The sequence below is a fragment of the Burkholderia sp. B10 genome (genome assembly GCF_004368385.1).
GTDB classification, from domain to species: Bacteria; Pseudomonadota; Gammaproteobacteria; order Burkholderiales; family Burkholderiaceae; genus Burkholderia; species Burkholderia vietnamiensis.
In genome coordinates, this window is record NZ_PQMX01000007.1 from 1 (window position 1) to 25,807 (window position 25,807).

The 25,807-nt window shown below is 62.6% G+C and carries 18 protein-coding genes, 1 tRNA gene and 3 pseudogenes; 12 read left to right on the top strand and 10 right to left on the bottom strand.

All coding sequences use genetic code 11. The features are described 5' to 3' along the window. From C3Y15_RS05425 to C3Y15_RS05435, 3 genes and pseudogenes are all read left to right on the top strand, one after another. Positions 1-398, top strand: a pseudogene (locus tag C3Y15_RS05425) (acetyl-coenzyme A synthetase); the annotation flags it as partial. Positions 399-484: 86 nt separating this feature from the next. Further along, the gene (locus tag C3Y15_RS05430) at positions 485-835 is read left to right on the top strand and encodes a DUF4212 domain-containing protein (protein ID WP_011885479.1); all 351 of its coding nucleotides are present in this window, start codon (positions 485-487) and stop codon (positions 833-835) included. A gap of 3 nt (positions 836-838) precedes the next feature. Next, entirely contained in the window at positions 839-2,854 is a 2,016-nt protein-coding gene (locus tag C3Y15_RS05435) for a sodium:solute symporter family protein (RefSeq protein ID WP_011885478.1), read from the top strand. Between the two features lie 56 nt (positions 2,855-2,910). On the opposite strand, the gene C3Y15_RS05440 is transcribed toward C3Y15_RS05435, so the two are convergent. The 7 genes from C3Y15_RS05440 to C3Y15_RS05475 all read right to left on the bottom strand — a co-directional run bounded on the left by C3Y15_RS05440 (position 2,911) and on the right by C3Y15_RS05475 (position 12,607). After that, on the bottom strand, positions 2,911-3,441 hold the full coding sequence (locus C3Y15_RS05440) for a hypothetical protein (RefSeq protein ID WP_080484201.1): 531 nt from the start codon (positions 3,439-3,441) through the stop codon (positions 2,911-2,913). Between the two features lie 141 nt (positions 3,442-3,582). Next, positions 3,583-3,948, bottom strand: a complete 366-nt coding sequence (locus tag C3Y15_RS05445; RefSeq protein WP_072465541.1) for a lysozyme inhibitor LprI family protein — start codon at positions 3,946-3,948, stop codon at positions 3,583-3,585. Positions 3,949-4,647: 699 nt separating this feature from the next. Further along, a complete protein-coding gene (locus tag C3Y15_RS05455) occupies positions 4,648-4,899 on the bottom strand; it encodes a PAAR domain-containing protein (RefSeq protein WP_034194581.1) in 252 nt (83 codons plus the stop codon). Positions 4,900-5,027: 128 nt separating this feature from the next. Further along, positions 5,028-5,891 (bottom strand): hypothetical protein, encoded by an 864-nt coding sequence (locus tag C3Y15_RS05460; RefSeq protein ID WP_124259907.1) that lies wholly within the window; start codon positions 5,889-5,891, stop codon positions 5,028-5,030. After that, positions 5,875-8,946 carry a lytic transglycosylase domain-containing protein gene (locus C3Y15_RS05465; protein ID WP_175658140.1) on the bottom strand — a complete coding sequence of 1,024 codons (3,072 nt, stop codon included), beginning with the start codon at positions 8,944-8,946 and terminating at the stop codon, positions 5,875-5,877. The genes C3Y15_RS05460 and C3Y15_RS05465 overlap by 17 nt, the downstream gene beginning before the upstream one ends. A gap of 49 nt (positions 8,947-8,995) precedes the next feature. Then, positions 8,996-11,503, bottom strand: coding sequence for a type VI secretion system Vgr family protein (locus C3Y15_RS05470; protein ID WP_059475955.1), 2,508 nt, complete (start codon positions 11,501-11,503; stop codon positions 8,996-8,998). Between the two features lie 1,013 nt (positions 11,504-12,516). Continuing rightward, a tRNA-Ser gene (locus C3Y15_RS05475) sits at positions 12,517-12,607 on the bottom strand. A 768-nt stretch (positions 12,608-13,375) separates the two neighbouring features. On the opposite strand from C3Y15_RS05475, the gene C3Y15_RS05480 reads away from it, so the two are divergent. The 6 genes from C3Y15_RS05480 (at position 13,376) to C3Y15_RS05505 (ending at position 18,762) form a co-directional block, all read left to right on the top strand. After that, positions 13,376-14,488 (top strand): toxic anion resistance protein, encoded by a 1,113-nt coding sequence (locus C3Y15_RS05480; protein WP_124259908.1) that lies wholly within the window; start codon positions 13,376-13,378, stop codon positions 14,486-14,488. Between the two features lie 11 nt (positions 14,489-14,499). Beyond that, complete coding sequence (locus tag C3Y15_RS05485; RefSeq protein ID WP_124259909.1) at positions 14,500-15,237, top strand: VWA domain-containing protein; 738 nt, start codon at positions 14,500-14,502, stop codon at positions 15,235-15,237. Positions 15,238-15,281: 44 nt separating this feature from the next. Continuing rightward, on the top strand, positions 15,282-16,298 hold the full coding sequence (locus tag C3Y15_RS05490) for a DUF475 domain-containing protein (protein ID WP_045578939.1): 1,017 nt from the start codon (positions 15,282-15,284) through the stop codon (positions 16,296-16,298). A gap of 90 nt (positions 16,299-16,388) precedes the next feature. Next, positions 16,389-17,045, top strand: a complete 657-nt coding sequence (locus C3Y15_RS05495; protein WP_034194585.1) for a TerD family protein — start codon at positions 16,389-16,391, stop codon at positions 17,043-17,045. Positions 17,046-17,090: 45 nt separating this feature from the next. Beyond that, on the top strand, positions 17,091-17,957 hold the full coding sequence (locus tag C3Y15_RS05500; RefSeq protein ID WP_124259910.1) for a hypothetical protein: 867 nt from the start codon (positions 17,091-17,093) through the stop codon (positions 17,955-17,957). Positions 17,958-18,141: 184 nt separating this feature from the next. Next, positions 18,142-18,762: an HAD family hydrolase gene (locus C3Y15_RS05505; protein WP_124259911.1), complete on the top strand. Its 621-nt coding sequence runs from the start codon at positions 18,142-18,144 to the stop codon at positions 18,760-18,762. Between the two features lie 21 nt (positions 18,763-18,783). Here the strand turns inward: C3Y15_RS05505 and C3Y15_RS05510 are convergent. Further along, positions 18,784-19,896: pseudogene (locus C3Y15_RS05510) on the bottom strand (fatty acid desaturase). Positions 19,897-20,128: 232 nt separating this feature from the next. On the opposite strand from C3Y15_RS05510, the gene C3Y15_RS05515 reads away from it, so the two are divergent. Then, positions 20,129-21,166: an AraC family transcriptional regulator gene (locus tag C3Y15_RS05515; protein ID WP_046428776.1), complete on the top strand. Its 1,038-nt coding sequence runs from the start codon at positions 20,129-20,131 to the stop codon at positions 21,164-21,166. Between the two features lie 37 nt (positions 21,167-21,203). Here the strand turns inward: C3Y15_RS05515 and C3Y15_RS05520 are convergent, their stop codons facing one another. After that, complete coding sequence (locus tag C3Y15_RS05520) at positions 21,204-22,253, bottom strand: beta-propeller fold lactonase family protein (RefSeq protein ID WP_124259912.1); 1,050 nt, start codon at positions 22,251-22,253, stop codon at positions 21,204-21,206. A gap of 477 nt (positions 22,254-22,730) precedes the next feature. On the opposite strand from C3Y15_RS05520, the gene C3Y15_RS05525 reads away from it, so the two are divergent. After that, complete coding sequence (locus tag C3Y15_RS05525) at positions 22,731-23,711, top strand: hypothetical protein (RefSeq protein ID WP_011885458.1); 981 nt, start codon at positions 22,731-22,733, stop codon at positions 23,709-23,711. A 49-nt stretch (positions 23,712-23,760) separates the two neighbouring features. Then, a pseudogene (locus tag C3Y15_RS05530) lies at positions 23,761-24,150 on the top strand (FAD-binding domain-containing protein); the annotation flags it as partial. A 60-nt stretch (positions 24,151-24,210) separates the two neighbouring features. On the opposite strand, the gene C3Y15_RS05535 reads toward C3Y15_RS05530, so the two are convergent. Continuing rightward, a complete protein-coding gene (locus tag C3Y15_RS05535) occupies positions 24,211-25,443 on the bottom strand; it encodes an MFS transporter (protein WP_124259913.1) in 1,233 nt (410 codons plus the stop codon). Positions 25,444-25,807: the final 364 nt, after the last annotated feature.

Below are 25,807 nucleotides of genomic sequence, written 5' to 3' on the forward strand. Positions count from 1 at the left end.
TCGACGACGTGCTGAACGTGTCGGGCCACCGGCTCGGCACGATGGAGATCGAGTCGGCGCTGGTGTCGCACGAGCTGGTGGCGGAAGCGGCCGTGGTCGGCCGGCCGGACGACACGACGGGCGAGGCAGTGGTCGCGTTCGTGGTGCTCAAGCGCTCGCGCCCTGAAGGTGACGAGGCCGCGGCGCTGGCCAAGGCGCTGCGCGACTGGGTCGGCAAGCAGATCGGGCCGATCGCGAAGCCGAAGGACATCCGCTTCGGCGACAACCTGCCGAAGACGCGCTCGGGCAAGATCATGCGGCGCCTGCTGCGCTCGCTCGCGAAGGGCGAGGCGATCACGCAGGACACCTCCACGCTCGAGAATCCGGCGATTCTGGAGCAGCTCACCGAGGTGCGGTAAACGTTCCTGTCGCGCGCGTTGCGCGCACGAGCCCCTGCGCGGCAATCCCGATTGCTCCGCGCAGGGGCTTTTTGCTAAATAACGGCATGACCGTTTCGTCCCGTCCGGCGCGCGCTGCGCCGCCGCCCGTCCCAGAGCCGCTCGCGCGCGCCCATGCGCGCTATTGGCGCTTCAACGTCGCGCTGATCGCGGTGCTGATGACGATCGGCTTCACCGTGTCGTTCGTCGTGCCGTTCTTCGCACCCGCGCTCGCGGGCATTCGCTTCGCCGGTTTCAGCCTGCCGTTCTACTTCGGCGCGCAGGGGGCGATCCTCGTGTACCTCGTGCTGATCGTCGTGTACATCGGCCTGATGCAGCGCGCCGATCGCTTGCTGCGGCGCGCGTACGACCAGCATGCCGCGCATGCCGACGACGTCGGAACCGGAACCGGGCGCTGATCCATGCTCACGCATCGACTGATTCGCGCCTACGCGCTCTACACGCTGGGTTTTCTCGGCTTCGTGCTGCTGCTGTGGCGCATCGAGCGCGCGACCGGCTCCGGCGTGTGGATCGGCTACGTATTCCTGTTCGTGCCGATCGCCGTGTATGCGGTGATCGGGTTGCTGTCGCGCACGTCCGATCTCGTCGAATACTACGTGGCCGGGCGGCGCGTGCCGTCCGCGTTCAACGGGATGGCGACGGCGGCCGACTGGCTGTCGGCGGCGTCGTTCATCGGGCTGGCCGGCTCGCTCTATGCAACCGGTTACGACGCGCTCGCCTACGTGATGGGGTGGACGGGCGGTTTCTGTCTGGTCGCGTTCCTGCTCGCGCCGTACGTGCGCAAGCTCGCGCGGTACACGATCCCGGACTTTCTCGGCACGCGCTTTTCGAGCACCGCGGTGCGGGCGCTCGCGGCGGGTGCGGCGATCCTGTGCTCGTTCGTCTATCTGGTCGCGCAGATCCAGGGGATCGGGCTGATCGCGACGCGCTTCATCGGCGTCGATTTCGCGATCGGGATCTTCTGCGGACTCGCCGGCATTCTCGTGTGCTCGTTTCTCGGCGGCATGCGTGCGGTCACGTGGACGCAGGTCGCGCAGTACGTCATTCTCATCAGTGCGATTCTGGTTCCGGTGTCGCTGATCGCGATGAAGAACGGGCTCGGGCCCGTGCCGCAGTTCAATTACGGCAAGCTGATGGAGCGCATCGCGGCGCGCGAGGCGCAGGTGCGCGACGCCGCCGACGAGCAGCAGGTGCGCGCTGAGTATCGGCGGCAAGCCGCGCTCGTGCAGGCGCAACTGGATCGCCTGCCGGCGTCGTATGCGGACGCGCGCCGGCGACTCGTCGAGCAGCTGGCGGACCTGCGGCGTCACAATGGGCCGCTGCGCGAGATCAACCAGCGGGAACGGGAGCTTGCCGACTTTCCGCGCGACCCGACGGCGGCGCGCGTGGCGTGGGGCCAGGCGCGCGACGACCTGCTCGCGCGGGCCGAGCCGCCGGTGCCGATGCACGCGCCGTTTCCCGCGGCGAGCGAAGATGCGCGCAAGCCGCGCGAGCGGAATTTTCTTGCGCTGCTGTTGTGCCTGTCGCTCGGGACCGCGAGCCTCCCGCACATCCTCACGCGCTACAACACGACGACGTCGGTGGCATCCGCGCGGCGCTCCGTCGGCTGGACATTGTTCTTCATCGCATTGTTCTACCTGAGCGTGCCCGTGCTCGCGGTGATGATCAAGTACGAGATTCTGACGAACCTCGTCGGGCGGCCGATCGCGGAGCTACCGGCGTGGGTCACGCAGTGGCATCACTTCGAACCGGACCTGATCAGCGTGGTCGAGGTGATACGCGACGGTATCGTCCACTGGTCGGAGATCCAGATGCAGCCGGACATGGTCGTGCTCGCTGCGCCGGAGATCGCGGGCCTGCCGTACGTCGTGTCGGGGCTGATTGCGGCGGGCGCGCTGGCGGCGGCGCTGTCGACCGCGGACGGGTTGCTGCTGACGATCGCGAACGCGTTGTCGCATGACGTCTATTACTGCATGGTCGCGCCGCACGCCACGAGCCAGCGGCGTGTGACGATTTCGAAGGTGCTGCTGCTTGGCGTGGCGCTGTTCGCGTCGTATGTCGCGTCGCTCAATACGGGGAAGATTCTGTTTCTGGTGGGCGCGGCGTTTTCGCTCGCGGCGTCCAGTTTCTTTCCGGTACTCGTGCTCGGTGTGTTCTGGAAGCGGACCACCACGCGCGGTGCAATCGCCGGGATGGTGACCGGGCTCGCGGTGTGCGTGTATTACATCGTGTCGACGTATCCGCTTTTCACGCAGCTTACCGGGTTTGCGGGGCCGACCTGGTTCGGTATCGAGCCGATCAGTTCGGGCGTGTTCGGCGTGCCGGCCGGGTTTGCGGTGGCGATCGCGGTCAGTTTGGTCGATCGGGAGCCGGATGAGTATACGCGGGCGTTGGTGGATTATATTCGGCATCCTTGAGGGGGAGGGGCGCCCCATCTTGGTTCGCGAAGTTTGCGGACCAGGGGAGACGCCTTTTAAGGATACATATATTCGGTGTGATGCCCGATGAACTTGTCTCCGACAAATTCGAAGCAGAAGTTTCCTTCTTCGAACGACCGGTAGACCAATATTGCGCCTCTGATGCAAACCTTGTTGCTGTTTATAGAGTAACTTATCTGCCCTCCGTCTTTGGCTGTTGGGCGGCCGTGCATGAATCCGGAAAACGAGTCAATTGGAAGTGGGTATGCCAATCCCGATTGAGTGTCGATCGCGACAACCGACTTTTGGTGGTATTTCTCAAATTCCGGGCGCGCTAAAATTATGTAGTGACCGTTGAAATTAGCGGGTGCCGAGTTCAGCGTATTGTTGTATGCGGCGACGTGCTCGTCGTCACAAAAATTGATTGGGCTGTATTGGAATGAGCATTTTGTCAACTCCGACGTTGCGTATGCAATCTTTACTCCGGTGTATGCGTGATTGCGCTGTGAGTTTGACGATTTTGCAAAAACATCGGGCAGAATGAGGGAAGTGATTGTCAGGATGAGGGTGATGAATAATTTTCTCATTTCTCTGTCGGGCTGGATTCCGGTGAGGATTTATCGAAATTTTTTGGTGGGGATCGTGTAGGTGCGGATCCTTGTCAATGGTGTGCGGCTCGTGTGACGTTAATTTTCGTAAGATTGGCTATCGATTGCTGGCTCAATTCACTATTTTTGAAGCAGCGTCTTTAAATAATCAACCCGCTGTTTTGTTATCGTAGTGAGGCATTCTTTCGTAATTAGGCTGGAGCCGATGCCTTGAGATGCCGACGCCTCAGCTGCAACATACCCAGTACACTGCTTGCTCCGGTAAGCGAGCCAAGCTTCCTGCGCTTGCTGAAGCTCGTTCTTGTATCGTGTGGATAAGTATAATTTTTGATATGTCGAATTTAATTCGGTTTTTGATTTATTTAGTTCCGCATTGATGCGTGATAAGTCGTCGTACGCATTCCCATTGTTGATGGCTGCGTCGGCAAAAGCGATTGCCGGTAGGGCGATAAATGCAAGTGTGATGGTTTTCTTCGTGATATTCATCGGGTGTCGCATTTGTGTTTGTGGCCTGGGCGGGAATTTTGCGAGGTGATATAAGGCAGAATAAATCAGAAGGCGCGTACTTTTAATTGGTGCATCCTGGATTCCGGGGAAATGTGTCAATTTCAGGTTTCGAGTTGCTCTGGCTGAGTTCGTCGCAGTTCGAGGCTGCCATCGATGGCTAGTGGATGCAATTCGAAATGAATTTTCGTAATTTCACCTCATCTACTCCTAGTATGTCTGGATGCTCGGGGTCTCGTGTCAGATCCAATGCTTGCATCGAATTCTTATCCAAGTTTATCCAACCGATAGTAACTTGTTTGTCAAGATTGTCGGGGCTATCCGCAGCGACGTACAGTCTGATGCTATAGACTCCGTTAGCCGCATCGGCAATATCCACGTGAATGTCTTTCTTGTTCACCGCAACATGCTTGAGCGGAGGTACAACCAATTCTCTTAGCTCGTTTTTGCAGATATCGGCTCTGGCATGGGCTCCGCATGAAATGGTCAGGAGTAGGGGGAGCGTTGCGATTTTGTAAAGAATCCTCATGTTCGATGAAAAGTGGATTTGTGGTTCACAGTGTTATGAAGCGGAGTAGCCCGTATCACCTAACGACTCGATCGGTGACTTCGACAGCAGGCGGGGCTGTTTTTCCGAGACTGCTGATTGGTGTGAGCCGCGTGCGGTGTTCCATCTCCCAATCACGCCAGACTCGAGATCAGGTGACAGCCGCACGTAGCGCGATGGCCATGCCGTGCGATCGGGATGCCGTCGTCCGTCATCGACGGGTCGCCTTCCTCGATGAGGTTCGGTGAGACATCTGGATGCTGCGGGCACGATACGCGGTCGCCCTTGCGGGCGACATAGCGGCCGTCGAAGCGCATCGAAGTTGACGCTGTTTCGACCTTGCCGCCGTGGTCCGTGTCGTCACCGATACGAATCAGGTCCATCACGTCAGTCCTTCGTTTTCCGAGAAGAGGCTTCAAATAGTCAACTCCCTATCTAAGTGGCGCAGGCAATAGTTCGTGTTTAGGCTGAGTGGGCATCGCGGAATTTTGGAGTGGTCGAATGCTAAATGAAATCATGGTCTGATTTTATTGTCGGGATAATTTATGTCGATACATTTCACCCATTTTTCGATAATCTTCCCATTTTTCGCTATGTAGCGAAATTTGATATATCCATCGTGAGGGCTTCCCAGTGTTTCAACTTTGTCGCCAGCTATTAGGTACGCCTTTCCTGCGGCTTGAGGGAGTGGTCGGTCATAGAGGTACGCACGTTCGCTCACTACTAAAAAATAATTATTGCTTTCGTGATCAGCAGCGGCTTTCCATGAGGGAAGTGTTCTTTTGGTGATGGTTGTTAAACTATTTTTGTCCGATTCGCTGAGGCCAGAGAAATAGGATCGGTTGTTGACTTTTTTACCATCCTCGATGAAATTAATGCTGCCGTCTCTTTCTACAACATAGATCGTGTCGTAGCAATATGGATCCTTTTCTCCGGCTGATGGTTGCTTGTCGAGCAATATAAATGTGCTTTGATCGATCATCTTTTTATCCGCCGGTTTGCACATGGAATGCGATGCCATGATGTCTGGCACCATTGGACTTAGATTTTCCGAGAAAAATGATCGGGGAAAACGGCGGCCAATCTCAAGGCCAATAACCGATCCATTGCGAGCAACAAACCAGTTCTTATTGTCCTGCTCAGAACAATTGCATGAACATGATACTAACGTCCAACTGCTATTTTTGTTCCAAGAAATCTGCAGTGGTGCATTCGGGCACAGGTTTTTTGCTTCGTTGGTGATGGTCGTTGTGCATTCGTCACCAGGCCCACATTCAACGGTATCGTATTTTACCTCCGCTATTGCATTTACGGCACTTGTCGCGATAACAATTACGAGCAACAGTCTTATTAATGATTTTTTACAATCCGCAGACATTTTTATCCGCCTTTCCACTAAGTAATTTGAAATTGATGTTGTCTCTTGGCATGGGCTTCTCACCCTTGACTGGTGGGTGTGGGTATGGCTTCTGTTGTATAATTCCCATTCGCCGGCTGGTGGCGTCGAATATCCATTTAGGGTTGGCTGTTTTGGCTCTCTCTTGAACTGCGATTTTAAGAAGTTCTATCTGTGTGGCTGGTTTTTCCGTGGCAACGCGTTCTGCTATCTGATGCGATGCTTTGCTTAAGTCATGCTGCTGTACGCATAAATCATAGAGGGCGCAGTAGGTAACGAGCTGCACGGATTTCATCAGGTCGGGGCGCAGTTCCCGTAAGAGCTTCAGGCAGCTTAGAATATCTTGATGATATTTTGCTGCCTCTTTAATTTGAATCTCTTGAAATTTTTCATTCGATCCGATGGCCTTGAATGTTTTCTGCCAATTATCCCTATTGCTATTTTGTTGCGCAATCGCCCAATTTTTTTGGGCGGCGAAATCCCCGCTTATTATCGCGCTCCAGATGGCTTGATAATTCGTTCCGGGAGCAAATGCAGCTTCAAACGCTTGAGGGTCGGCATCATGCATCTTTTTGAGGACGGGGCCAAGCGTATTCATTCCAAAATTCCACTGGATCAGTCCAAACGACATGCCCATGCCGTCAAAATTATCGGCGCATCCGTCAAATTTTGGATTTCCGTTTTCGAACGATGCCGAAATAAATAGTGCGATCCGCTGGGCCTCAACCAACGGAATGCAGTCTCCATCGCCGCACGCGAAATTCCCAATCAACCCGATCGGATGAAAATGCCATGGCTTCGGCTCTTTCGGAAGAATCGTTGCGTCGATCCCTTGAACCTCTTCCCACCACTGGAGCTTCTTTATCCGCTCCATCTCGTTCTGCCATTTCCATGGCACGAGCTTCATGTAAGGCGTGATGTCCTCCCACTTGCCCATGTTGCCGCCCCATTCGCTCTCGCTCTTCACGACAATGTGCGAGATCGCTTCGGCCAGCCAGGGCATTTTCTGCGCGTCCGCCAATTCCGCTGCGGTCACCTTGCCGTCGTGGTTGGTGTCAATTGCCTTTTCGAGCTTCTGGATAAGGTCGCTGGTGGCCAATGCGTCCGCACTAGGCTTGAAGTTGTCCTGATCCTCTCCCATGGCGAGCCCGGCGACAAACAGATACCGCTTGAACATATCGACCATCGTGGTCGAACTGTTATCGACGAGTTCGAACCCCGGCCAGTCCCACGGACTACACAGCGTCACCTTGGGGTGGTCGCGTTCGCGCGCCCAGCCTTGAAGCGTTCCACCGTCTTTCGTGCCCAGGGTCACATTCCACCAGCGTATCGCTTTTCCGCTCGCGTCCTTGTCTTCTCGGGCAAAGTTTTGCGGGCCAGGCTTCTCGAGTTCGACGATCTGGAACACGTTGCGAAAGTCCGCTGCGGGTCCGTCTGCCTGACTCACTTTTAGCGGAAAGTCTTTCCAACCCTTGATGGGTGCCGTGGTCAGTTGATTGATCAGCACCACGCCGCTGTCAATCCAAAAGGGGCTCCCGATCGGCGTCTCGATGGGCTCCGGCTTTTTCGCCGGCTTCGGCTTGTGCTTTTTCCCGGTCCCAGCCGGAGCAGGGGGCTCCGGCTGCGGGGCAGGCATCTTGACAGTTTTGGGCTGCACCTTGACCCACCGCGATTTCGAATCGCTGACCGGCGCCAGTTTCAAACCAGTCTGCTGAAGAACGTAGTCCGGTTCCCGGACCTTCGTTACCAGTTTTGCGCCGGCCAGAATTTCCAAAAATGGCTTTTCCATATTCGGATCTGCCTCTGACAACTCTTTTGCGCGTAACTGGCTCTTGGCAATGAACGTCGGAAGGTCGGGACCCGCAAAAACTTCGAGGTGCAGCAATGGCCGCGTCGGCAGCGGAGGAGTGTGCTTCGCTTCTCTGTACCGTTGGTATTGTCCGATATGCGCGACGATGTCTCCCGCTTTGACCGGGTATGGCTTCTTGAGTACAACGACCTTATCGACGGGGCCCGACTGAGGAATCGGCTCGAGCTCTGAGACAAAAACGTAACCCCACTTCAGTTGTACATCAGGAGGCTGCCCGACGATGGGGCCAACCGGATCCCCTTTAATGATCTTCGTGATTTTTGCCCAACCGTTCCGGCCGCCATTATCCGCCTCATTCACGGTCAATTCCGTCCCCTCGGGTAGCAACCCGAGCAACTTTCCGTTCGGAATAATGCGAACCCGGACCCCTGATACTGGTTGGGGAAGCGAATCGTTCCCGTCTGGTTGCGGCAATGAATCGTCGCCCGCCGCGCTGGGATCGACCGGCTTCGGTTTCGGAACGCCCTGCGCGTTTGGTTTCAATGCTCGATACGAGCGCTCCACTTCGAGATACGGCGGAAGCGTGAACTGCGACGCCTTGGCAGCCGCATTGTTCGTTTTGGTCTCATCAAGCATCGCCTTATACGTTTTCCAGTCGAGCGTATGCATGTACAAACTGAAGAACGTCAGCGTTTCACCGGGCGGCGGCCCGGACGGCGCCGGCGACTTTGTCGGAGCGGGGGCCGGAGGAGTCGCATTGTTTCCGGAGGCGGGTGCTGTCGGCGCATTCGACGGTGCCGGCGCGGGTTCGGGCTTTTTCGGTGCGGGCGGCAATTGCAGTGTATGGCGGATCAGCACAAAGCCGCGCGAGTACAGCGCGTGGCGCTGGTCCTGATAGGTCAGCGTGGGGTATTCCTTGTCGAGCCGATAAGCGACGACCTCTCCCGTGGCGATTGCCCGTATTCCCTCGTCCTGCTTCAGCGCTTCACCTGTCTTCTGACCGAAGTGAATGCCGCCATGCCAGATCCCGCTTGCTCCCAGTGGATAAAAGCCGTCCTCTGCAGTCGCAAGCACCTGCATATAGGTGAGGGGATCCGTGGTGTCCGGAGCTGCACCTCCCTGAGTAGAAGGAGAAAACGGATAGCTCCATGCAAGTGGCGTGTACGCCGGCTTGGCGTCCGGCTCAGGCTTTTTCGGCGGTTGTTTGGGAGGGTGCTTGTCCGTCATGTCAGATTGAATCGCAAGTCGTTATCGTGCATCAGAAGCCGGCATCCGCTCAGCCAGAAAAATCGTCCGCGTAACCGCCGTGTTTGGACACCGGCGTACCGTTTAGTGGGTCTCGCAACGTCATGGTCGACGCACCGGGCTTGTCCCAGGATGCGCATTTTTCGAGAATCTGGCCCGACGTCCCGTTTTCGATCATGTTCGGCGTGATCTTGATATACGAGGAGCCGACGTTGAGAATCAGTTCCTTTTCCGCGCGCAGGATCACCCGCCCTGACGCGCTCTCGATCTTGACGTCCTGTTGTGCCAGCATTGTCAGCGCATCGGTTTGAGCTTGGATCTCGATCGCGCCTTTCGTCGCGAAGATTTTCACTCCCAGGTTTTGGGCGTACAGGCTGATCTTGTCCATTACGCTGGCGAGAAACGACTTCCCGGCTGCGAGGTTAACGTTTTTCCCCGCCACCAAATTGACCTGCTGATTAGCCGATGTGTGAATCGATTGATGGCTCGACAGTCCGATGCCGGCCGGGCTCGACAGTAGCAGCGCGGGTTTTGCAAAGCCATTGGCGTTCCCCGTCCCGCCGCCAGCGGTGCGCCCGCCTTTTGTTGCAGCGGGCACCGTGTGCTGCGTCATCTCGGTAAAGGCTTTCAACGCATCGCTGCCGTCCTGCAAGCTCTCGGCCCGATTCGTTTCGCTCGCCTGCGACACCGTTTCGAGCACGGCTTCCGAAGCCGCGAGCTGATCGGTCGCCGCGGACACGTTCATTGGTTGTACTGCGGCGGGGTGGGTCGAGATAGACATACCCTGAACGGCCCGGATCGCACCATGAGCCTCCGATTTGAGGTCGAACCCACTGCCCACGAACGACCCCCGCGTGTTGTCGCTCTGTTCGATCAGATAGCCCAAATGCAGGTGCGAACTGTAGCTCGACGAGTAAAGGTGGACCCGGTTCTGACCGGTAGCATCGTCCATGACGAGCTGGTTGAAGCCGTCGCCGCCATACTCACGCGAACGAAACCCGGACAGCAGGCCGTGCGTGTGCCACACCGGCATCGTCGCGCCCCCATGCAAACGCGACACGATGACGGGCCGGTCGCAGTCGCCATTGACGAATCCGAGGAGCACCTGATCACCTTTGCGCAACGGGAAGTAGCCGCCGCGCTTCGAGCCTGCGTCCGGCATCGCCGCGCGAATCCACGACGTCGACTTTGTATTGCGATCGTTCCGGCTGTTCGACGTCCGGACCCGCACGCGATTGCCATCGTCCGTGGCGATTTCTTCGTCGCTGTCGGTTACGACGATCGCCGTCTGCAAGTGCATCTCCGGCTTCTCATGCTCGAACGGGCTGCGGAACGGCGTCTTGCGGCGTTGCGCTTCGATCTCGACGTGGAAGAATCCGATACCGCCATCGCGGTGGCTCACAGTCGCGCCGGCCCCGGCCGCCTTCACCTGTTCGATCTCGCTGCGCAGGCTGCGCGGGAAGCGGGTGAGGGCGTCCATTCCTGGCAAGTTGTTTTGAATCAGCCAATCGCTCGCGATGATCGACAGCTCGCGCTCTTCGTCAGGCAATGCGTCGAGGACGGGATGCCCCGACACTTTGAACCAGTAGCCGGGCAGCGCGTAGCGGGGACTACCGATCGCAAAATAGCGCTTTGCTCTGGACGCCCATTCCTCGGTTCGAATACGCGCCTGTTGTTGTCCGGCATCGGATTCGGCCCAGGTCTGTGAGCCGGTATATAGATAATCCTCGCCTTGGCCCGGCAGATCTTCCAGGTCGGCCGCCGGCATGCTGATTTGTTTGTCGAGATCCGGGCGCTTGTAGTCGACGGTGCCGAGCGCAAGCGTTGCGCTTTGTGCATCTTGCTGCTCGCTCAGCTGCGTGAGGCCATCGAAATCCTCGTCGGTACCCGCGTGGCTGAACTTCATCTCCGAATTCGGCAGTGACGGCCCGAAATACAGGTCGTCCATCATCACGACCTTGTGCGACTTGCCATCCTTCGCGAAATCGAAGCGCGCAAATACGCCGACTTCCTCCAGGCTGCGATGCACGAAATTCCAGTCGGTTTCCCACTGCACGCGGTGCGAATACGAGCGCATCGCCGCGCGCAGTTCCTGCCCATAGTTACCGGAAGCCTGCGAATGCTTGTCGAACACGTCGGTGAGAATTTGCCAGCCGCTCGCTTCCTGCCAGTCGCGCCGATCGCTGCTCAGCTTCAGAAAGCTCAGCCACGAAGAAAACTGAAGCTGGAAATACGAGACGCTCCCGTCGTTTCCGAGGCGGCGAGCCCGCTGCACATAGCCATGGATCGGCAGATAGCCGCCGTCGGTCTGGCGAATCCACAGCGTGACGGGTTGCAGCATCAGCGCGCTGAGCTTGATCTTGTCGCCCATGACGGACGACGCGTCGACGGTCACTTCGAAATTGCGCCCGAGTCGCGCGTTGACCTTGACGTACAGCGGCGTGAGCCAGTCCTCGCCGAGCGGCGTGTCGAGTTTGACGATGCGATCGAACTGCGCGTAACCGCCGCGCAACACCTTCAGCAATACTTCCCCGCTCATGCCATTACCCCGTTTCTCGAGAACGCGATCGTTATCCGACATCCCGGCGCCGGAATTGTGTCAGTGCCAAATGAATCTTTCAAACAAATAACGATTTATTTGGATTTGCTTTCATTTTGGTGCGGAAATCCTAAAAGCCGCGCCTCGGCTGATCGCGCGAAAGATCATATCAAAGGGAATTCAATACGGTAAATGTCCGGTAACCATTTTTGAAAGTCTTCTCGAAACCATCGGGCATGTAATTTTTACTATTTTGTGGCTGTCTCGTTATGTGGTGAGTAAATAATTACCGATTTTCGATGCGGCGTCATATCCCGTCACCGGATGATAAGGGGCACATCGTCTTTCCGTCGGCAACGTCGAGCACGAGTGCGCACGCGCCCCCTACCTGGACGTACGCCAGCATCAGTCACTTTCCTGACCGGAGTTTTCATCCGGATAAGACGGATGGGTGCTTGATATCCTGCCTTTGATATAGGCGATTCGGTTGCGATATGCGTCGAGTAAGCACGCACTGTCTGCGCAGGAATTGCGGACCGTCCTGAGCCATTCGATTTGATCCAGCCGAATCGGGTCCTGATATGAGATTTCTTTCGAATCGGCTTGGCGCATCGCGACGTAGCCACGATTGACGGTTGCATCCAGCTTGAGCAGTTCTCGGTTTCTACAAATGAGAGATGCTCGCCATTCGTGCCGGGCTTACTGCAATCAAAAACTCTCCCTGCATGCGCCGGCGCACGGGTCGAGCGCTCGAACACGTATGCCCAGGAACCGTCGAGGAGTACCAGTTTGTCCGGCGATCACTCGTGCGTAACGAAATTGACCGTTCGCCGGTGACGCCTGCCACGGAGGCTTGGGCGGAAGTAGAGAACGCCGAGCTGCGATGTAGCGACGTACGAAGAAGATAGCGCGAAGGCGGGTTGATCCACGAAAAACTCAGGCTCGCTTGGCGAAACGAGTGTCGTGAACCAATGAAAAAAGCCCTTGAAGACTCATGGGCTTTTAGGGTGTTCTGGCGGAGAGAGGGGGATTCGAACCCCCGATAGGCGATTAACCTATACACGCTTTCCAGGCGTGCGACTTAAACCACTCATCCATCTCTCCGGAAGACCGAGAGTATAGCAAACTCTGGCGGCGGCCCGCCAGCCCCTCGATTTCCCGGCAGAGCGTCCCACGCTGGCAGGGCTGCCGGGGTCGGTCATGCGTCTTCGGCCCGCCAGGGAAGTCGTGCCTGCCACCGGGCATCGGCGCTCTCTTGGATCAGGCGATCTATGCGCATCGATCGCATCCAGGCGAAGACGCGAACACGCATGCAATCGCGCGTCGCACACCTCCAAGTCGACACCCCCGACGCCGGCCGACATCCACTGCACACTGCGCACGCAGACCAATGCAATCCCTTCGCTCTACTGCGCATGAAGCCCGCCTTCATCGTGACGAGCAATTCGACGTACTACGCGGTTCATCACGGCCAGCTTGCCGCGCTTTATTGCCCGATCAGGGTCAATCAAGCCAGCCGCCGAGCATTCCCTCTTCCGAGCATCGAATGCCCACCGATCCGTCGCGCCACCCCTTCGAACCCCGACATTTCATTTCTCTTTCGCATTCGTCGCGCGTGTAAGGTTGTGCGCCTTCCGCAGTCCCGAAAACTGCCCCGATAGCGGAATAACCGCAGCCTTTTCACCACCAAGCTCGCACAAGACCTTACAAAACGAATGGAAATTGTAAAAATCACGTCGCTTGACGCGATGCGCGTCGGCATTTATTGTCCGTCTGCCGTACGTGAGAGAGCACGTACGTCAATCGCAGATGCGCGCATCTGCGCACACCACAACGCGTAGCAAAAAGCAGAAAAGGAAACGTGGTAGCCACATGAGGCCGCTATTCGACGACAAGAAATCCGATGCGGTCAACGATCGTCCTTCCATGCCGTCTTCGGCGCCCGTCGCAGTATCCGCCGCGGCCGATGCAGCCAACACAGCCAACGTTCTTCGCGTGCCGCCGGCGCATCCGACGGAGCCCGCGCGCCTGATCACCGTCGACGAAATCGATCAGCTCGGCGCCACGCAGGGCGCGCGCATCGCCGGCTTCTCGCAGCAGATCCTGGCGAGCGTGCGCGCGTCCGACGCCGACCAGTTCGGTGACAAGCTCAACGAACTGATCGCGACGGCAAAGGGGCTCGACCCGCGCGGCGCCGACAAGGGCGGCCTCCTCACGCAGGTCACGCGGCTGTTCCGCTCGACGAAGGAGAAGCTTCTTTCGCAGTACGAGTCGGTGAGCAAGCGCATGGACACGCTCGTCGTCGAGCTCGAACACCACGCACAGCGGCAGAAGGCCGGCATCGACGAGCTCGAGCGGATGTACAACGACAACTACGCGCTGCATCAGGATCTCGCACAGGCCAAAGCGCATGGCGAAGCGGCGCTTGCGGCGTTGCGCGCGCACGCCGCGGCAGGCCATCCTGCGGACGACGCGTTCGCCGCGCAACGCCTGCTCGACGTGAAACGCAAGATCGACGCGCTCGAAAGCAAGCTCGACGACCTCGATCGCGCGATGCTGATGTCGAAGCAGCTTGCGCCGCAGATCCGGATGGAGCAGGACCAGAAACGCACGCTCACGTCGAAGTTCATGACGATCAAGACCGTGCTGATCCCGGCATGGACCAATGCCTTCGCGCTCTACCTCGAGCAGCTGAGCACGAAGCGCGCCGCGGCGCTGGCGAACGCGACCTACGACGCGGCCGCCGAGGCGATCCGCGCCCAGGCCGACCTGAACCGTCAGAACGCGCAGGAAATCGCGAAGCTGGGCCAGCGTCCGGTGATCTCGACCGACACGTTCGAATACGCACAGCAACAACTGTTCGGCGCATTCGACGACGTCACGCAGATCATCGCCGACGGCAAGCGTCAGCGCGAGCAGGACGCACCGCGCCTGCGCCAGCTCGAACAGGAACTGATCACCCGATTCGCTCCGAAGCACAACTGAGAGAACCCCGCATGATTACGCTTGAGAAACGCGCGGCGAAGGTCGCGATCGTCCTCGAAAAACGTCAGCTGCTGAAGCCGCCCGTCGTGCGCGTCGGCGCCGCGCTCGATATCTCCGGCTCCGCGAAGCCGCTGTACGAATCGGGCGTGATCCAGGAGACGCACGACCGGATCCTCGGCATTGCGCTGAAGTTCGACGACAACGGCGAAGTCGATACGTGGACCTTCACCGAAGGCTACGACCGCCTGCCGACCGCGACGCCCGACAACTACGGCGCGTACATCTCCGACCACGTGCTGAACGCGCGGATCGACAAGTGGGGCGGCACGCAGTACGCGCCGGTGATGAACGACATCGTCGACTTCTTCTTCAGGGCGCCGGAGCCGAAGCACGCAGCGAAACGCGGCTTCCTGAGCCGGCTGTTCGGCGCCGCAGAGGAGGCGGCGCCGGCCGCGTCGACGCCCGCGAACGGACACCTGCCCGCATGGGTGCTGTTCGTCACCGACGGCCAGAACCCGAAGAACGACCGCAAGCGCGTACGTCAGCTGCTGGCCGAATCGCAGCACTTCCCGCTGTACTGGTCGCTCGTCGGCGTCGGCGATCCGAGCGAATTCGACTTTCTCGCGGAAGTCGCCGATGACATGCCGAACGTCGGCTTCCTGCATCTCGAATCGCTCGACGTCAGCGACGAGCAGATCTACGAGCAACTGATCACGCAGGAATTCTGCGACTGGGTGCGCGCGAAGTAAGCGCGACCCGCTCGCCCATTTTTCCCCAACCCGATTACTCCATCATGTTGAAAGACTTCAAGATTCCGCTGGCCCTTACGGTGCTCGCACTGGTCGCCGCCTATCTGCTCGGCGGCGTGAAGGACATGCTGATCGTCGCCGTGCTGTCGGTGCTCGAAATCTCGCTGTCGCTCGACAACGCGGTCGTCAATGCATCGGTCCTCAAGAACTGGTCGGAGAAGTGGCGCAACCGCTTCATGGTGTTCGGCCTGCCGGTCGCGGTGTTCGGCATGCGGCTCGTGTTCCCGCTGCTGATCGTCGCGGTGATCGGCCATATCGGCCTGCTCGACGCACTGACGCTCGCGATCGAAGCGCCGGAGAAGTACGCGGCGGTGCTGACGTCCGCGCATCACGAGGTGTCGGCGTTCGGCGGCGCGTTCCTGCTGATGGTGTTCTTCAAGTTCATGCTCGACAAGGAGAAGGACGAACACTGGATCGGCTTCCTCGAAGGCCCGATGCGTCATCTCGGCCGCATCACGGCGCTCGAAGTGGCGCTGACGCTCGCGATCGTGATCGTCGCGTCATTCTACGTGCCCGCGGCCGAGCAGGTCAGCTTCCTGCTCGCCGGCGCGTTCGGCGTGATCGGCTTCGTGATCGCGCATGGCGTGGGCGACCTGGTCGGCGGCGAGGATACGGGCACGCGCGTGGTGCGCGAAGGCGTCGCGGGCTTCATGTATCTCGAAGTGCTCGACTCGTCGTTCAGCTTCGACGGCGTGATCGGCGCCTTCGCGCTGTCGAACAACATCTTCCTGATCGCGCTGGGCCTCGGCGTCGGCGCGGCCTACATCCGCGAGATGACGCTCGTGCTGCTCAAGAAGGGCACGCTCGCGCAGTACCGCTATCTCGAGCACGGCGCGTTCTGGGCGATCGGCGCGCTCGCGACGATCATGTTCGTCGGCGTGAAGCTCGACGTGCCCGAGGTCGTCACCGGGCTGATCGGCGCGGCGACGATCGCAGCGGCGGTGGGGTCGTCGATCGTCGTGCAACGCAAGGAAGACCGGGCCGCCGTCGTGGGCGAGTGAGTGCGCGGCGCGCAGCGATCAAAGAAGGGCCGCGCGGTGCGGCCCGGCATTGCCGCCGGCGCAACGGCGGTTCCAGCAGAAGAGGTTCAGATGATCAATTTGTCGAAAGGCGGTCGCGTCAACCTGTCGAAGGAAGCGCCCGGCACGCAGAAATTCCGCATCGGTCTCGGTTGGGACGCGAACGGGACGGACACCGGCACGGACTTCGATCTCGACGTGTCGGTGTTTCTTTGCAAGTACGACGCGCAGAGCAATCCGAAGCTGATCTCGGATCAGCACTTCGTGTTCTACAACAGCGAGGTGCGCACGATGGATCGCAACGAAACGTTCATCCAGCCCGGTGACGACTTTCCGAAGCGCGGGATGCCGGCGTCGAAGTGTCTGGGCGTCGTGCACAGCGGCGACAACCGCACGGGCAGCGGCGACGGCGACGACGAAGTGATCTTCATCGACATGACGAAGCTGGCGGCCGACATCGACGAGATCTCGGTGATCGTGACGATCGATCAGGCTGAAGCGCGCCGCCAGAATTTCGGCCAGGTGCGTAACAGCTACATCCAGATCGCCGACGAAGTGTCCGGCGCGGTGATCGCGAAGTACGCGCTCGAGGAAGACTTCTCGATGGAGACGTCGGTGCAGGTCGGCAGCTTCTATCGGCGCGATGGCCAGTTCATGTTCAAGGCGGTCGGCGCGGGCTACAACCGCGGGCTCGGCGACTTCGTGCGCGCATACGGCGGCGCCGTCTGACCGGCGGCCGCGCCAAGCGAACCGCCGCGGGGCAGGACACACGCGATGAAGAAGCCGTCCGACGGGCCGAAGCCGCTCGAATTCGACACGACGCCCGTGCGCACGGTCGGGCGACCGCTGTTCGACCCGCAGCCCGCCGCGGGCGCGTCGGGCGAACGCGCGCCCGCGCGGCCCGTGCCGCAAGCGCTCGAGTTCGGGCCGGTGCCCGAGCGTGCGCCGCGCGCGGCGCCCGTCGATGCGCCCGGCCGCGCGCTGTTCGGCGAATCGAATCACCCGCAGCTCGACGCGTGCTTTCGCGCGGCGCAGGCGCGCTTCCCGAATCTTTATCCCGATTGCGCGCCGCGCATCGAGCGGCACATCCGGCAACTGGTGCCGCTCAAGCTCGCGACGGTCGCGACGATCGGCGACGCCGCGCTCGAGACGGCCGGCAACCTCGTCGAGGCCGTCGCGGCGACGACCCGCGAGTTCAACGCGCTCGGCGCGGCCGACATGATGGCCGGCATGCTCGCGCAGGCGACGCGCAAGGCGGGCAGGTTCGAGCGCTGGTTCGGCGCGGCGTCCGCGGAGGTCGACTACCGCGCGGCGCTCGGCGCGCTCAAGCATTCGCTCGGCTTCTTTCCGCGTCGCACCGAAGAACTCGCGGCGAAGGTTCGCCACGCGGAGGAGCATCTCGTGATCGTGCTCGCCGCGTTGAGCGCAGTCGCGGACGTCGTGCGCGCGCCGGATGACGCGGGCGTCGAACGCACGCTGCACGATCGCCGCAACATCGTCGCGCAGGCGGTTCGGCAGATCGGGATGCAACCGGCGCAGCTGCGCGCGCTCGACGAACGCGTGACCGATCTGTTGTCGCGCGCGGATCATCTGATGAACGTCGTGTTGCCGGCGGCGCTGGCGGCGCGGCCGCAGCGCTGAGCGGGGGCGGCGAGCGCACCGACAGCACCGATCACAACGCCGGGTGACACAAGCAACGCCAGCAACACCATCGACGCCAGCAGCGCCCCACCATCCCCGCATGCTCCACCGCACGCGATCCGGTTTCGCGCGTCTTGCCGAGAGTCTGCTATCTTCCCCGGCATTTCATCGCTTTCCCGTTGCCATGACCGACCGCATCGTCGCCGCATTCGATTTCGACGGCACCATCACGACCTCCGACAGCTTCCGTCATTTCGTTCGCTACGCGGTCGGCACGCGGCGATTCGCGTGGGCCGGCCTGCGCGCGCTGCCGTGGATCGTCGCGATGAAAGCGGGGCTGCTGTCGCGCGGCGACGCGAAGGCGAAGTTCGCATGGTTCGCGCTCGGACCGGCCGGCGAAGCCGCGCTCGACGCCCTCGCGTGCAGCTTCGTCGCCGACTATCTGCCGCAGCTCGTGCGCGCCGACATGCTCGAGCGCGTGCGCGAGCATCACGCGCGCGGTCACGAGGTCGTGCTGGTCAGCGCATCGCCGTCGCTGTATCTCGAGAAGTGGGCGAAGACGGCCGGCATCGATACGGTGCTCGCCACGCGCCTTGCCTTCGAGCGCGGCAGGTTCACGGGCCGGCTCGCGGGCGAGAACTGCTGGGGTCCGCAGAAGGTCGTGCGACTGCGCGGCTGGTGGGGGAACCGGCCGCCCGCCACGCTGTTCGCGTACGGCGACAGTCGCGGCGACAAGGAAATGGCCGAACTCGCGAACCACGCATGGATCCGCGGACAAGGCCCGCTGCCGCCCATCGCCGAATGACGCGATCGGCGCATGCCGTGCTCACGCGTCTTGCTGCAAGTGCGGCGCGCCGCCGGCCGGACCGCGGCGCGCACCCCATCGGTTCGCACGCTTGAACGTCCCGACGTCGTTGAAGCGCACGCCGACGTCACGCAGCGCCGCGTGTGCGGTGCGCGCGGTCAGCTGCCGGATATAGAACGGATCGCGCACCACGAAGTGATGGATCGCGTGCGTGCTGCCGAAATTGCAGCAGAACAGCTGAAACGGCAGCATCCACCACGGGTTGAGCACCTGGGTCTGCTGGATCACGTTACGCGGATCGATGTCGCCGAAATAATGCATGTTCGAGCTGACGAAGTTGATGCAGAAGCTGCGCACGAAGTTCGGCGCCAGCCACACGACCGCGACGAAATCGACGACGTGCATCGCGCGCGCGATGACGACCGGCACGCTCGCCGCGTAGCCGAACGCATGCAGCACGAACGACCCGGCGTGGTAGACGATGAACGCATGCCACAGCGCGTAATACAGGTGTGCGAGCGGCATGTACGACGACACCTGCTCGACGCGCAATTGCGCGCGCTCCGCCGCGTCGCGCACCGGTTGCGCGGCCACGTACTGGCCGACCTTGCGGCGCATCGCCTGCGACCGCAGCACGACGGCGAGCATTCCGTCCGCGAGCATCAGCAGCCGCTTGATACCCCACGGCTCGCCGTTGGTGATGCCGAATTCCTCGAGATCCGATTCGCCGCCCGACACCTTGTGATGATGCAGGTGCATGCGGCGGCGCGTCCACGGGTTGATCGTGCCCGGCCGGGCGAGCCAGCAGAGCGCCATCATCAGGTGATGGGCCCACGGCGTCTTCTTGAAGTACATCAGATGGATCAGGTCGTGTTCGAGCTCGTGAATCAGCGACGTGACGAACGCGACGGCCGGCACCGCGACGTACCACGCGATCGCGCCGCGCGCGTACAGCTACGCGATCGCGAGCATCGCAGCGACCGATACGGCCATCACGGTCGCACCCACGAGGCTCTGCTGGTCGAGCAACGGAAAGCGCGCGCGCAGCGCGTCGCTCGCCGCATTGACCTCGCGGCGCACGTACGCGACCTTGTCCGCGTCGTCGCGAAAAACGGGTGGTGCGGGTTGGCTCATCGACCGGAATCCATGTGGAAAAGTGAGGCGCAATGCCGATCCCGGCAGGATAGGCCGCACGAGCCGCGCGCGCGAGGGCCGCCGGTGCCAATTGCGGTGTCATATCGGGCCATCGCGTGCGGGGCGCCCGCCATTGCCGCAGGCAGCAGGCCACAGGCCCTAGAGGCGCGCCGCGGTGTCATCACGGGCCGCCGACGCTACAATCCGCCGAAACCGCCCGGGAGTCCGCCGCATGGCCCAGTCAGTCCCGGATGCCGCGCGCCAGCTGCACAAGGCGACGGTGTCCTCCGCGTATGCGCTGTTCATGCTGATGCTGGCGGAGGAGCGCGGCATCGACGGCGATCGCATCCTGGCCGGCTCGGGCGTCGAGCGTGAGCGGCTCGCGCAACCCGACGCGCGCATCACGCCGTTGCAGCAGGCGGCGATCGTGTTCAACCTGCTCGACGCGACGAACGACCCGTCGATCGCGATCGAGATCGGCCTGCGCAGCAGTCTGACCAAAGCCGGCTTGATCGGCTTCGGGCTGATGAGCTGCGCAACGCTCGGCGAGGCCATCGCGCTCGGGATCCGCTATCTGCCGACCCGTGTGCCATTCTTTTCGGTGCGGCTCGTGCAGCTCGACGGGACGGTCGACATCGACGTGTACGACGCGTTTCCGCTCGGCCGGCTGCGTCAGTTCGCGGTCGAGAATTTCCTCGTCGAGACGGCGATGCTGTTCAACTCGCTGCTCGACCCGGCGCCGGCGCGCACGTGGCAGTCGCGCGCGGAGCTGCATTTCGAATGGCCGGAGCCGCCGTGGTTCGAGCGCTACCGCGCGCGGTTGCCGCGCTGCCATTTCGATGCGAGCGCGAATCGCATCCGCTGCGACGCCGCGCTGCTCGACGAGCCGATCGGCACGGCGAACGCACAGACCGCGCAGATGATCGTGCAGCAATGCGACGCGGAGCTCGCGCGGCTCGGCTATGCGGAAAGCATCGTCGAGCGCGTGCGCAACCTGCTGATCTGCGGCGCGCACGGCTATCCGTCGGTGGACGACGTCGCGCGCGAGCTGCATGTGTCGACGCGCACGTTGAAGCGCAAGCTCGCGGAATTCGGCGCAACCTATTCGGCGCTGCTCGACGAAATCCGGCTGCGCGACGCGCTGCGGCTGCTCGAGGGCACGCAATTGCCGGTCGACGAGATCGCGGCGCGGGTCGGCTACACCGACCGCGCGAATTTCACGCGCGCGTTCAAGCGTTGGACCGGCGTGGCCCCAAGCGCGCGGCGCTGATCGCGCCGGCGGCGCGGCCCGTCGGCGGTCCGATCGTTCAAATCATCGCGATCCAGTTCGCACCGCGTCCGCCCGCCACGCGTGCATGCGGCGTGAGCGTGCCGTCGTCCGGCGCGATCGCGTACACCGACACGTATTCCGACAGCTCGCCGCACGCGACGAGCCAGCGTCCCGACGGATCGATTGCGAAGCCGCGCGGCTGCGTTTCGGTGGGCGTCGCATGCGCGGGCGCGTACGTGCCGTCGGGCGTACGGCGATAGCACAGCAACTGGCTCGACGTCCGCTCGCTGACATAGGCGAACCGTTCGTCGGGCGTCAGGTGCAGATCCGCCGCCCATACGGACGGCACGGCGGGCGCCGGCGGACGCGCATGGCCGTGCGCGAGCCCCGCGACGGCCGGGTGATGGGCGCTGACCTGCGCGTCGCCGAGGCGGCCGCTCGCCGCGTCGCGCGTGAAGGTCGCGAGCGTCGCCTGGAATTCGCTGACCGCGACGAGTGCATGGCCGTCGCGCGCGAAGTGCAGGTGACGCGGCCCGAAGCCGCCCGGCACGCGGGTTTCGCCGTGTTCGAGCACACGCAGGCCGTCGGCATCCTCGGCCAGCGCGAACGTGAAGATCCGGTCCGAACCGAGCGAGCTGACGTAGGCGAAACGATTGTCCGGCGACACGACGACCGCATGCGCTTTCGCGAGGTCGGTCACGACCTGCAGCGGCGTGCCGTCGCCGTCGCGCACGCGCGCGGCGTCGTAGACGCTCAACGAGCTGCCGCCGTACGACGCGCCGAGCAGCCAGCGGCCGCTGCGGTCGAGCGACAGATAGGCATGGCTCGCGTCGATCGCGGTCGCGCCGACGCGCGCGAATGCGCCGCTCGCCGGCGCGATGCGGAACGCGACGATGGCCGGCTGCTCGCCGCGGGCCGCGACGTACAGACGCGCGCGATCGGGCTGCACGGCGATCGGCATCACGGCGTCGCCGGCCGGGTAGCGAGCGAGCGGCGCAAACGCACCGTCGGACGTGAGCGAGAAGGTGGCGAGCTCGCCGTCGGCGGCATTCGATACGACGACGGTCAGGCGGTCAGTGTTCGGCATGGCGGAGCATCGTGGTGGGCGTGATGAGGCTGGGGTCGGCGGGCCGCGCGGTCGGCATGAGCGGGCGCACGTGCGACTTCACTTTCGGGACGGCCGGTGCGCAGGCGGCGCGGGCGGGCAGAGCGGGCGAGGTCAAGGAGTCTCCAGTCGGGCGACGCGCGGGGCGAAGGCCTTGGGTGGCGTCAGCGGTGGTGTATCGAGTAGCGGACGGGTATTTGTGGTATGTCGTCGTATGACATGGTACGACGTTGACTTCGAGGTGGCGTCACGGGTTTACCCGAGAGGCCGCGGCGAAGGTCGCCCCCGCGCAGCTTTTCGGCGTACCCACAAGCGGTTGCGGCAAAATACGCGCCGCAACCGCGCGCCATCGGCAGCGCTATTGCGCGGCGCGGTTCGCGTGCCGGAAGATGATGGGCAAGGAGCGACGCGCCATGCGAACGCCAGCGATTTCACGCGCCGACGAAGGGACAACGGATCATGCAGGAACAACGACAGGGGCGGCACTTCTTCGCGTTCAACGGCGACGCGGATGGCTTGTGCGCGCTGCAACAACTGCGGCTCGCGGAGGGCGAGTGCGGCACGCTCGTGACCGGCGTGAAGCGCGACATCAGGCTGCTCGAGCGCATCGACGCGCGGGCGGGCGACTGCGTGACCGTGCTCGACGTGTCGCACGACCAGAACCGCGACGCCTGCGCACGGTTGCTGCGCGACGGCGCGGCGGTGCGCTATTTCGATCATCACTTCGCGGGCGAACTGCCCGGCGCGCCGCATTTCGACGCCCATATCGACACGTCGGCCGACGTATGCACGAGCGCGCTCGTGAACCGCTACCTCGCCGGGCGGTACGTGCGCTGGGCGATCGTCGCCGCGTTCGGCGACGAACTGCCGGCGCTCGGCTGCGCGCTCGCGCGCGACTGCGGGATCGACGAAGCCGACCGCCGCACGCTCGCCGAGCTGGGGCTGTACCTGAACTACAACGCGTACGGCGACTGCGTCGACGATCTGCATTTCGATCCGGCCGCGCTGGCCGATGCGATGCTGCCGTGTGTCGATCCGCTCGAATTCGTGCGCGACACGGCGGTGTTCGCGGCGCTGCGCGACGGCTATCGCGACGACATGGCGCGCGCCCGCGCGCTCGTGCCGCTGCGCGACGTGCCGGGCGCGACCGTGATCCGGATGCCCGCTCAGCCCTGGGCGCGCCGCGCCACCGGGATGCTCGCCAACGAGCGGATGCGCCATGCACCGCATGCGGCGCTTGCGGTGCTGTCGCCGTGTGCGCAGGGCGGGCTGGTGGTCAGCGTGCGCGTGCCCGATGGCCGGCCGCTCGGGGCCGACGACTTCTGTCGCGCTTTCCCGACCGGCGGCGGACGCAAGCGCGCGGCGGGCATCAACCATCTGCCGGAAGCCGAGTTCGACGCGTTCGTCGAGCGCTTTGAAGCCGCGTTTCGCCTCGACTGACCGACGCGCGCGACGCGCATGTGACGCTCATGTGACACGCCCGCCGCGGCCGGCGAACAATCCGGCGCACTGGCAGTGGATGGACGGCTGCGGCGCGGACGCCGCGCCGTACTTCCGCATCTTCAACCCGGTCACGCAGGGGCGGAAGTTCGATTCGCAAGGTGCCTGCGTGCGCCGTTGGGCGCCGGAACGCGCGGGCCTCGACGCGGCGACGCTCCATGCGCCGTGGCACGCGTCGCCGCTCGCGCGCGCGGCGGCCGGTGTGCGGCTCGGCGTCGACTATCCGGCGCCGATCGTCGATCACGACGACGCGCGTCGCCAGCGCTCGATGCCTCGCCACGTTGCGGAAGCCGCGTTAAGCGCTGCACACACGCCGGCTTGCCACATCAGTTGCACGACGCCGCGCGCTCGAGCAGCGCGAGCGCGACGCCCGCGTTGAAGTAGGCCGCGCCGCACCACGCGACGAACGCAAGCATGCCAGCGGCCAAGGCCGCGCGCATCATGCCCATGCGGCCCCGCGCGGCGCGGCGCGCACGATGCGCGCATCGTCGATCGGCAGGTGCAGCAGCGCGGCCAGCACGCCGAGCGCGATCGAGCCGATCCACAGCGGCAGGTACGAGTGCGTGGCGTCGTACACGCGTGCGCCGAGCCATACGCCGAAGAAGCTGCCGAGCTGGTGGCCGAAGAATACGAAGCCGAACAACGTCCCGATGTAGCGCACGCCGAACACCTGCGAGATCACGCCATTCGTCAGCGGCACGGTGCCGAGCCACGTGAACCCCATCACGGCCGCGAACACGTAGACGCTCGCGGGCGACAACGGCGCCGCGACGAACACGGTCATCACCAATGCGCGCACGAGATACAGCACCGCCAGCAGATACTTGCGCCGCAGCAGCCCGCCGAGATGACCGCACGCGTACGTGCCGGCCACGTTGGTCAGCGCGATCAGCGCGAGCGCGACGCTCGCGTGCCGCGCCGGCAGGCCGTGATCGAGCAGGTAGGCGGGCAGGTGGGTCGCGATGAACGCGAGCTGGAAGCCGCAGGCGAAGAATCCGATGTTCAGCAGCCAGAAGCCGTGGTGCGCGAATGCCTCGCGCAGCGCCGCGCCGATCGACTGGTCGGCGCCGTGCGCTCGTGCGGCGGCCGCTGCGGGCCGGTCGCGCACCAGCACGGCGAGCGGTGCGAGCAATGCCGCGACGAGCGCGAGCGCGACGAATGCATGCTGCCAGCCGATCCCGCCGATCAGCACCTGCGCGACCGGCACCATGCAGAACTGTCCGAGCCCGCCGATCGCGCCGGCGACGCCGAGCGCCCAGCCGCGCTGCTCGGGCGCAAACAGCCGGCTGAGCGCGCCGTAGATCGACGCGAACGCCGAGCCCGACAGCGCGATGCCGATCACGAGCCCGGCACCCACGGTGAAGCTGCCGGTCGATGCGGCCAGCGCCATCGTGACGAGCCCGGCCGCATACAGCAGCATCCCGACGACGATCACGCGCACCGACCCGAAGCGGTCGGCAATCATTCCGGTGAACGGTTGCGCGACGCCCCAGACCAGGTTCTGCAGCGCGAGCGCCAGGCCGAACGCTTCGCGCGACCAGCCGTGCTCGAGCGTCACCGGCGTGAAGAACAGCCCCTGCACGTGGCGGATGCCGAGCGCGGCGCCCATGATCAGGCCGCCCGCGAGCACCGGCAGCCAGCGGCGGCGAGTGTCTTGTTCGATCGGGGTCATGCGTGTCTCCGGATGAAGGCGTGCGGCGCGACGGCCGCGTTCGAACCGATTAGACGATCGCGCCGCGTCGTCGCTCAAGCGATCATTCGGTCGGATTCGCATGCGTGACGGGAATGTGAGTCCGGGCGGCTACGGGCACGCCGGGCGCGGCGATGCAAACCCGGCCGGGGCGAAGGCGGTCGGCCTCGGCGATGCAGACGCGGACGGGGCGCAAGCGGTCGGCGTGTAATCGGATCGACGTGAGAGGAGGGTGAGCCGGTTCGGCTGCAAGTGCGCCGCGCGCGGAGATGCAAGCGGGACAGGCCGACAGCACTCGGCGCGAAGCGGATCAACGTGACGGGAATGCGAGCCGATGCGACTGAGC

What these genes read in the sequence shown, in the direction of transcription:
- C3Y15_RS05430 (WP_011885479.1), top strand. Translation starts at nt 485, where the DNA reads ATGACCGTTTCGTCCCGTCCGGCGCGCGCTGCGCCGCCGCCCGTCCCA.
- C3Y15_RS05435 (WP_011885478.1), top strand. Translation starts at nt 839, where the DNA reads ATGCTCACGCATCGACTGATTCGCGCCTACGCGCTCTACACGCTGGGT.
- C3Y15_RS05440 (WP_080484201.1), bottom strand. Translation starts at nt 3,441, where the DNA reads ATGAGAAAATTATTCATCACCCTCATCCTGACAATCACTTCCCTCATT.
- C3Y15_RS05445 (WP_072465541.1), bottom strand. Translation starts at nt 3,948, where the DNA reads ATGAATATCACGAAGAAAACCATCACACTTGCATTTATCGCCCTACCG.
- C3Y15_RS05460 (WP_124259907.1), bottom strand. Translation starts at nt 5,891, where the DNA reads ATGTCTGCGGATTGTAAAAAATCATTAATAAGACTGTTGCTCGTAATT.
- C3Y15_RS05465 (WP_175658140.1), bottom strand. Translation starts at nt 8,946, where the DNA reads ATGACGGACAAGCACCCTCCCAAACAACCGCCGAAAAAGCCTGAGCCG.
- C3Y15_RS05470 (WP_059475955.1), bottom strand. Translation starts at nt 11,503, where the DNA reads ATGAGCGGGGAAGTATTGCTGAAGGTGTTGCGCGGCGGTTACGCGCAG.
- C3Y15_RS05480 (WP_124259908.1), top strand. Translation starts at nt 13,376, where the DNA reads ATGAGGCCGCTATTCGACGACAAGAAATCCGATGCGGTCAACGATCGT.
- C3Y15_RS05485 (WP_124259909.1), top strand. Translation starts at nt 14,500, where the DNA reads ATGATTACGCTTGAGAAACGCGCGGCGAAGGTCGCGATCGTCCTCGAA.
- C3Y15_RS05490 (WP_045578939.1), top strand. Translation starts at nt 15,282, where the DNA reads ATGTTGAAAGACTTCAAGATTCCGCTGGCCCTTACGGTGCTCGCACTG.
- C3Y15_RS05495 (WP_034194585.1), top strand. Translation starts at nt 16,389, where the DNA reads ATGATCAATTTGTCGAAAGGCGGTCGCGTCAACCTGTCGAAGGAAGCG.
- C3Y15_RS05500 (WP_124259910.1), top strand. Translation starts at nt 17,091, where the DNA reads ATGAAGAAGCCGTCCGACGGGCCGAAGCCGCTCGAATTCGACACGACG.
- C3Y15_RS05505 (WP_124259911.1), top strand. Translation starts at nt 18,142, where the DNA reads ATGACCGACCGCATCGTCGCCGCATTCGATTTCGACGGCACCATCACG.
- C3Y15_RS05515 (WP_046428776.1), top strand. Translation starts at nt 20,129, where the DNA reads ATGGCCCAGTCAGTCCCGGATGCCGCGCGCCAGCTGCACAAGGCGACG.
- C3Y15_RS05520 (WP_124259912.1), bottom strand. Translation starts at nt 22,253, where the DNA reads ATGCCGAACACTGACCGCCTGACCGTCGTCGTATCGAATGCCGCCGAC.
- C3Y15_RS05525 (WP_011885458.1), top strand. Translation starts at nt 22,731, where the DNA reads ATGCAGGAACAACGACAGGGGCGGCACTTCTTCGCGTTCAACGGCGAC.
- C3Y15_RS05535 (WP_124259913.1), bottom strand. Translation starts at nt 25,443, where the DNA reads ATGACCCCGATCGAACAAGACACTCGCCGCCGCTGGCTGCCGGTGCTC.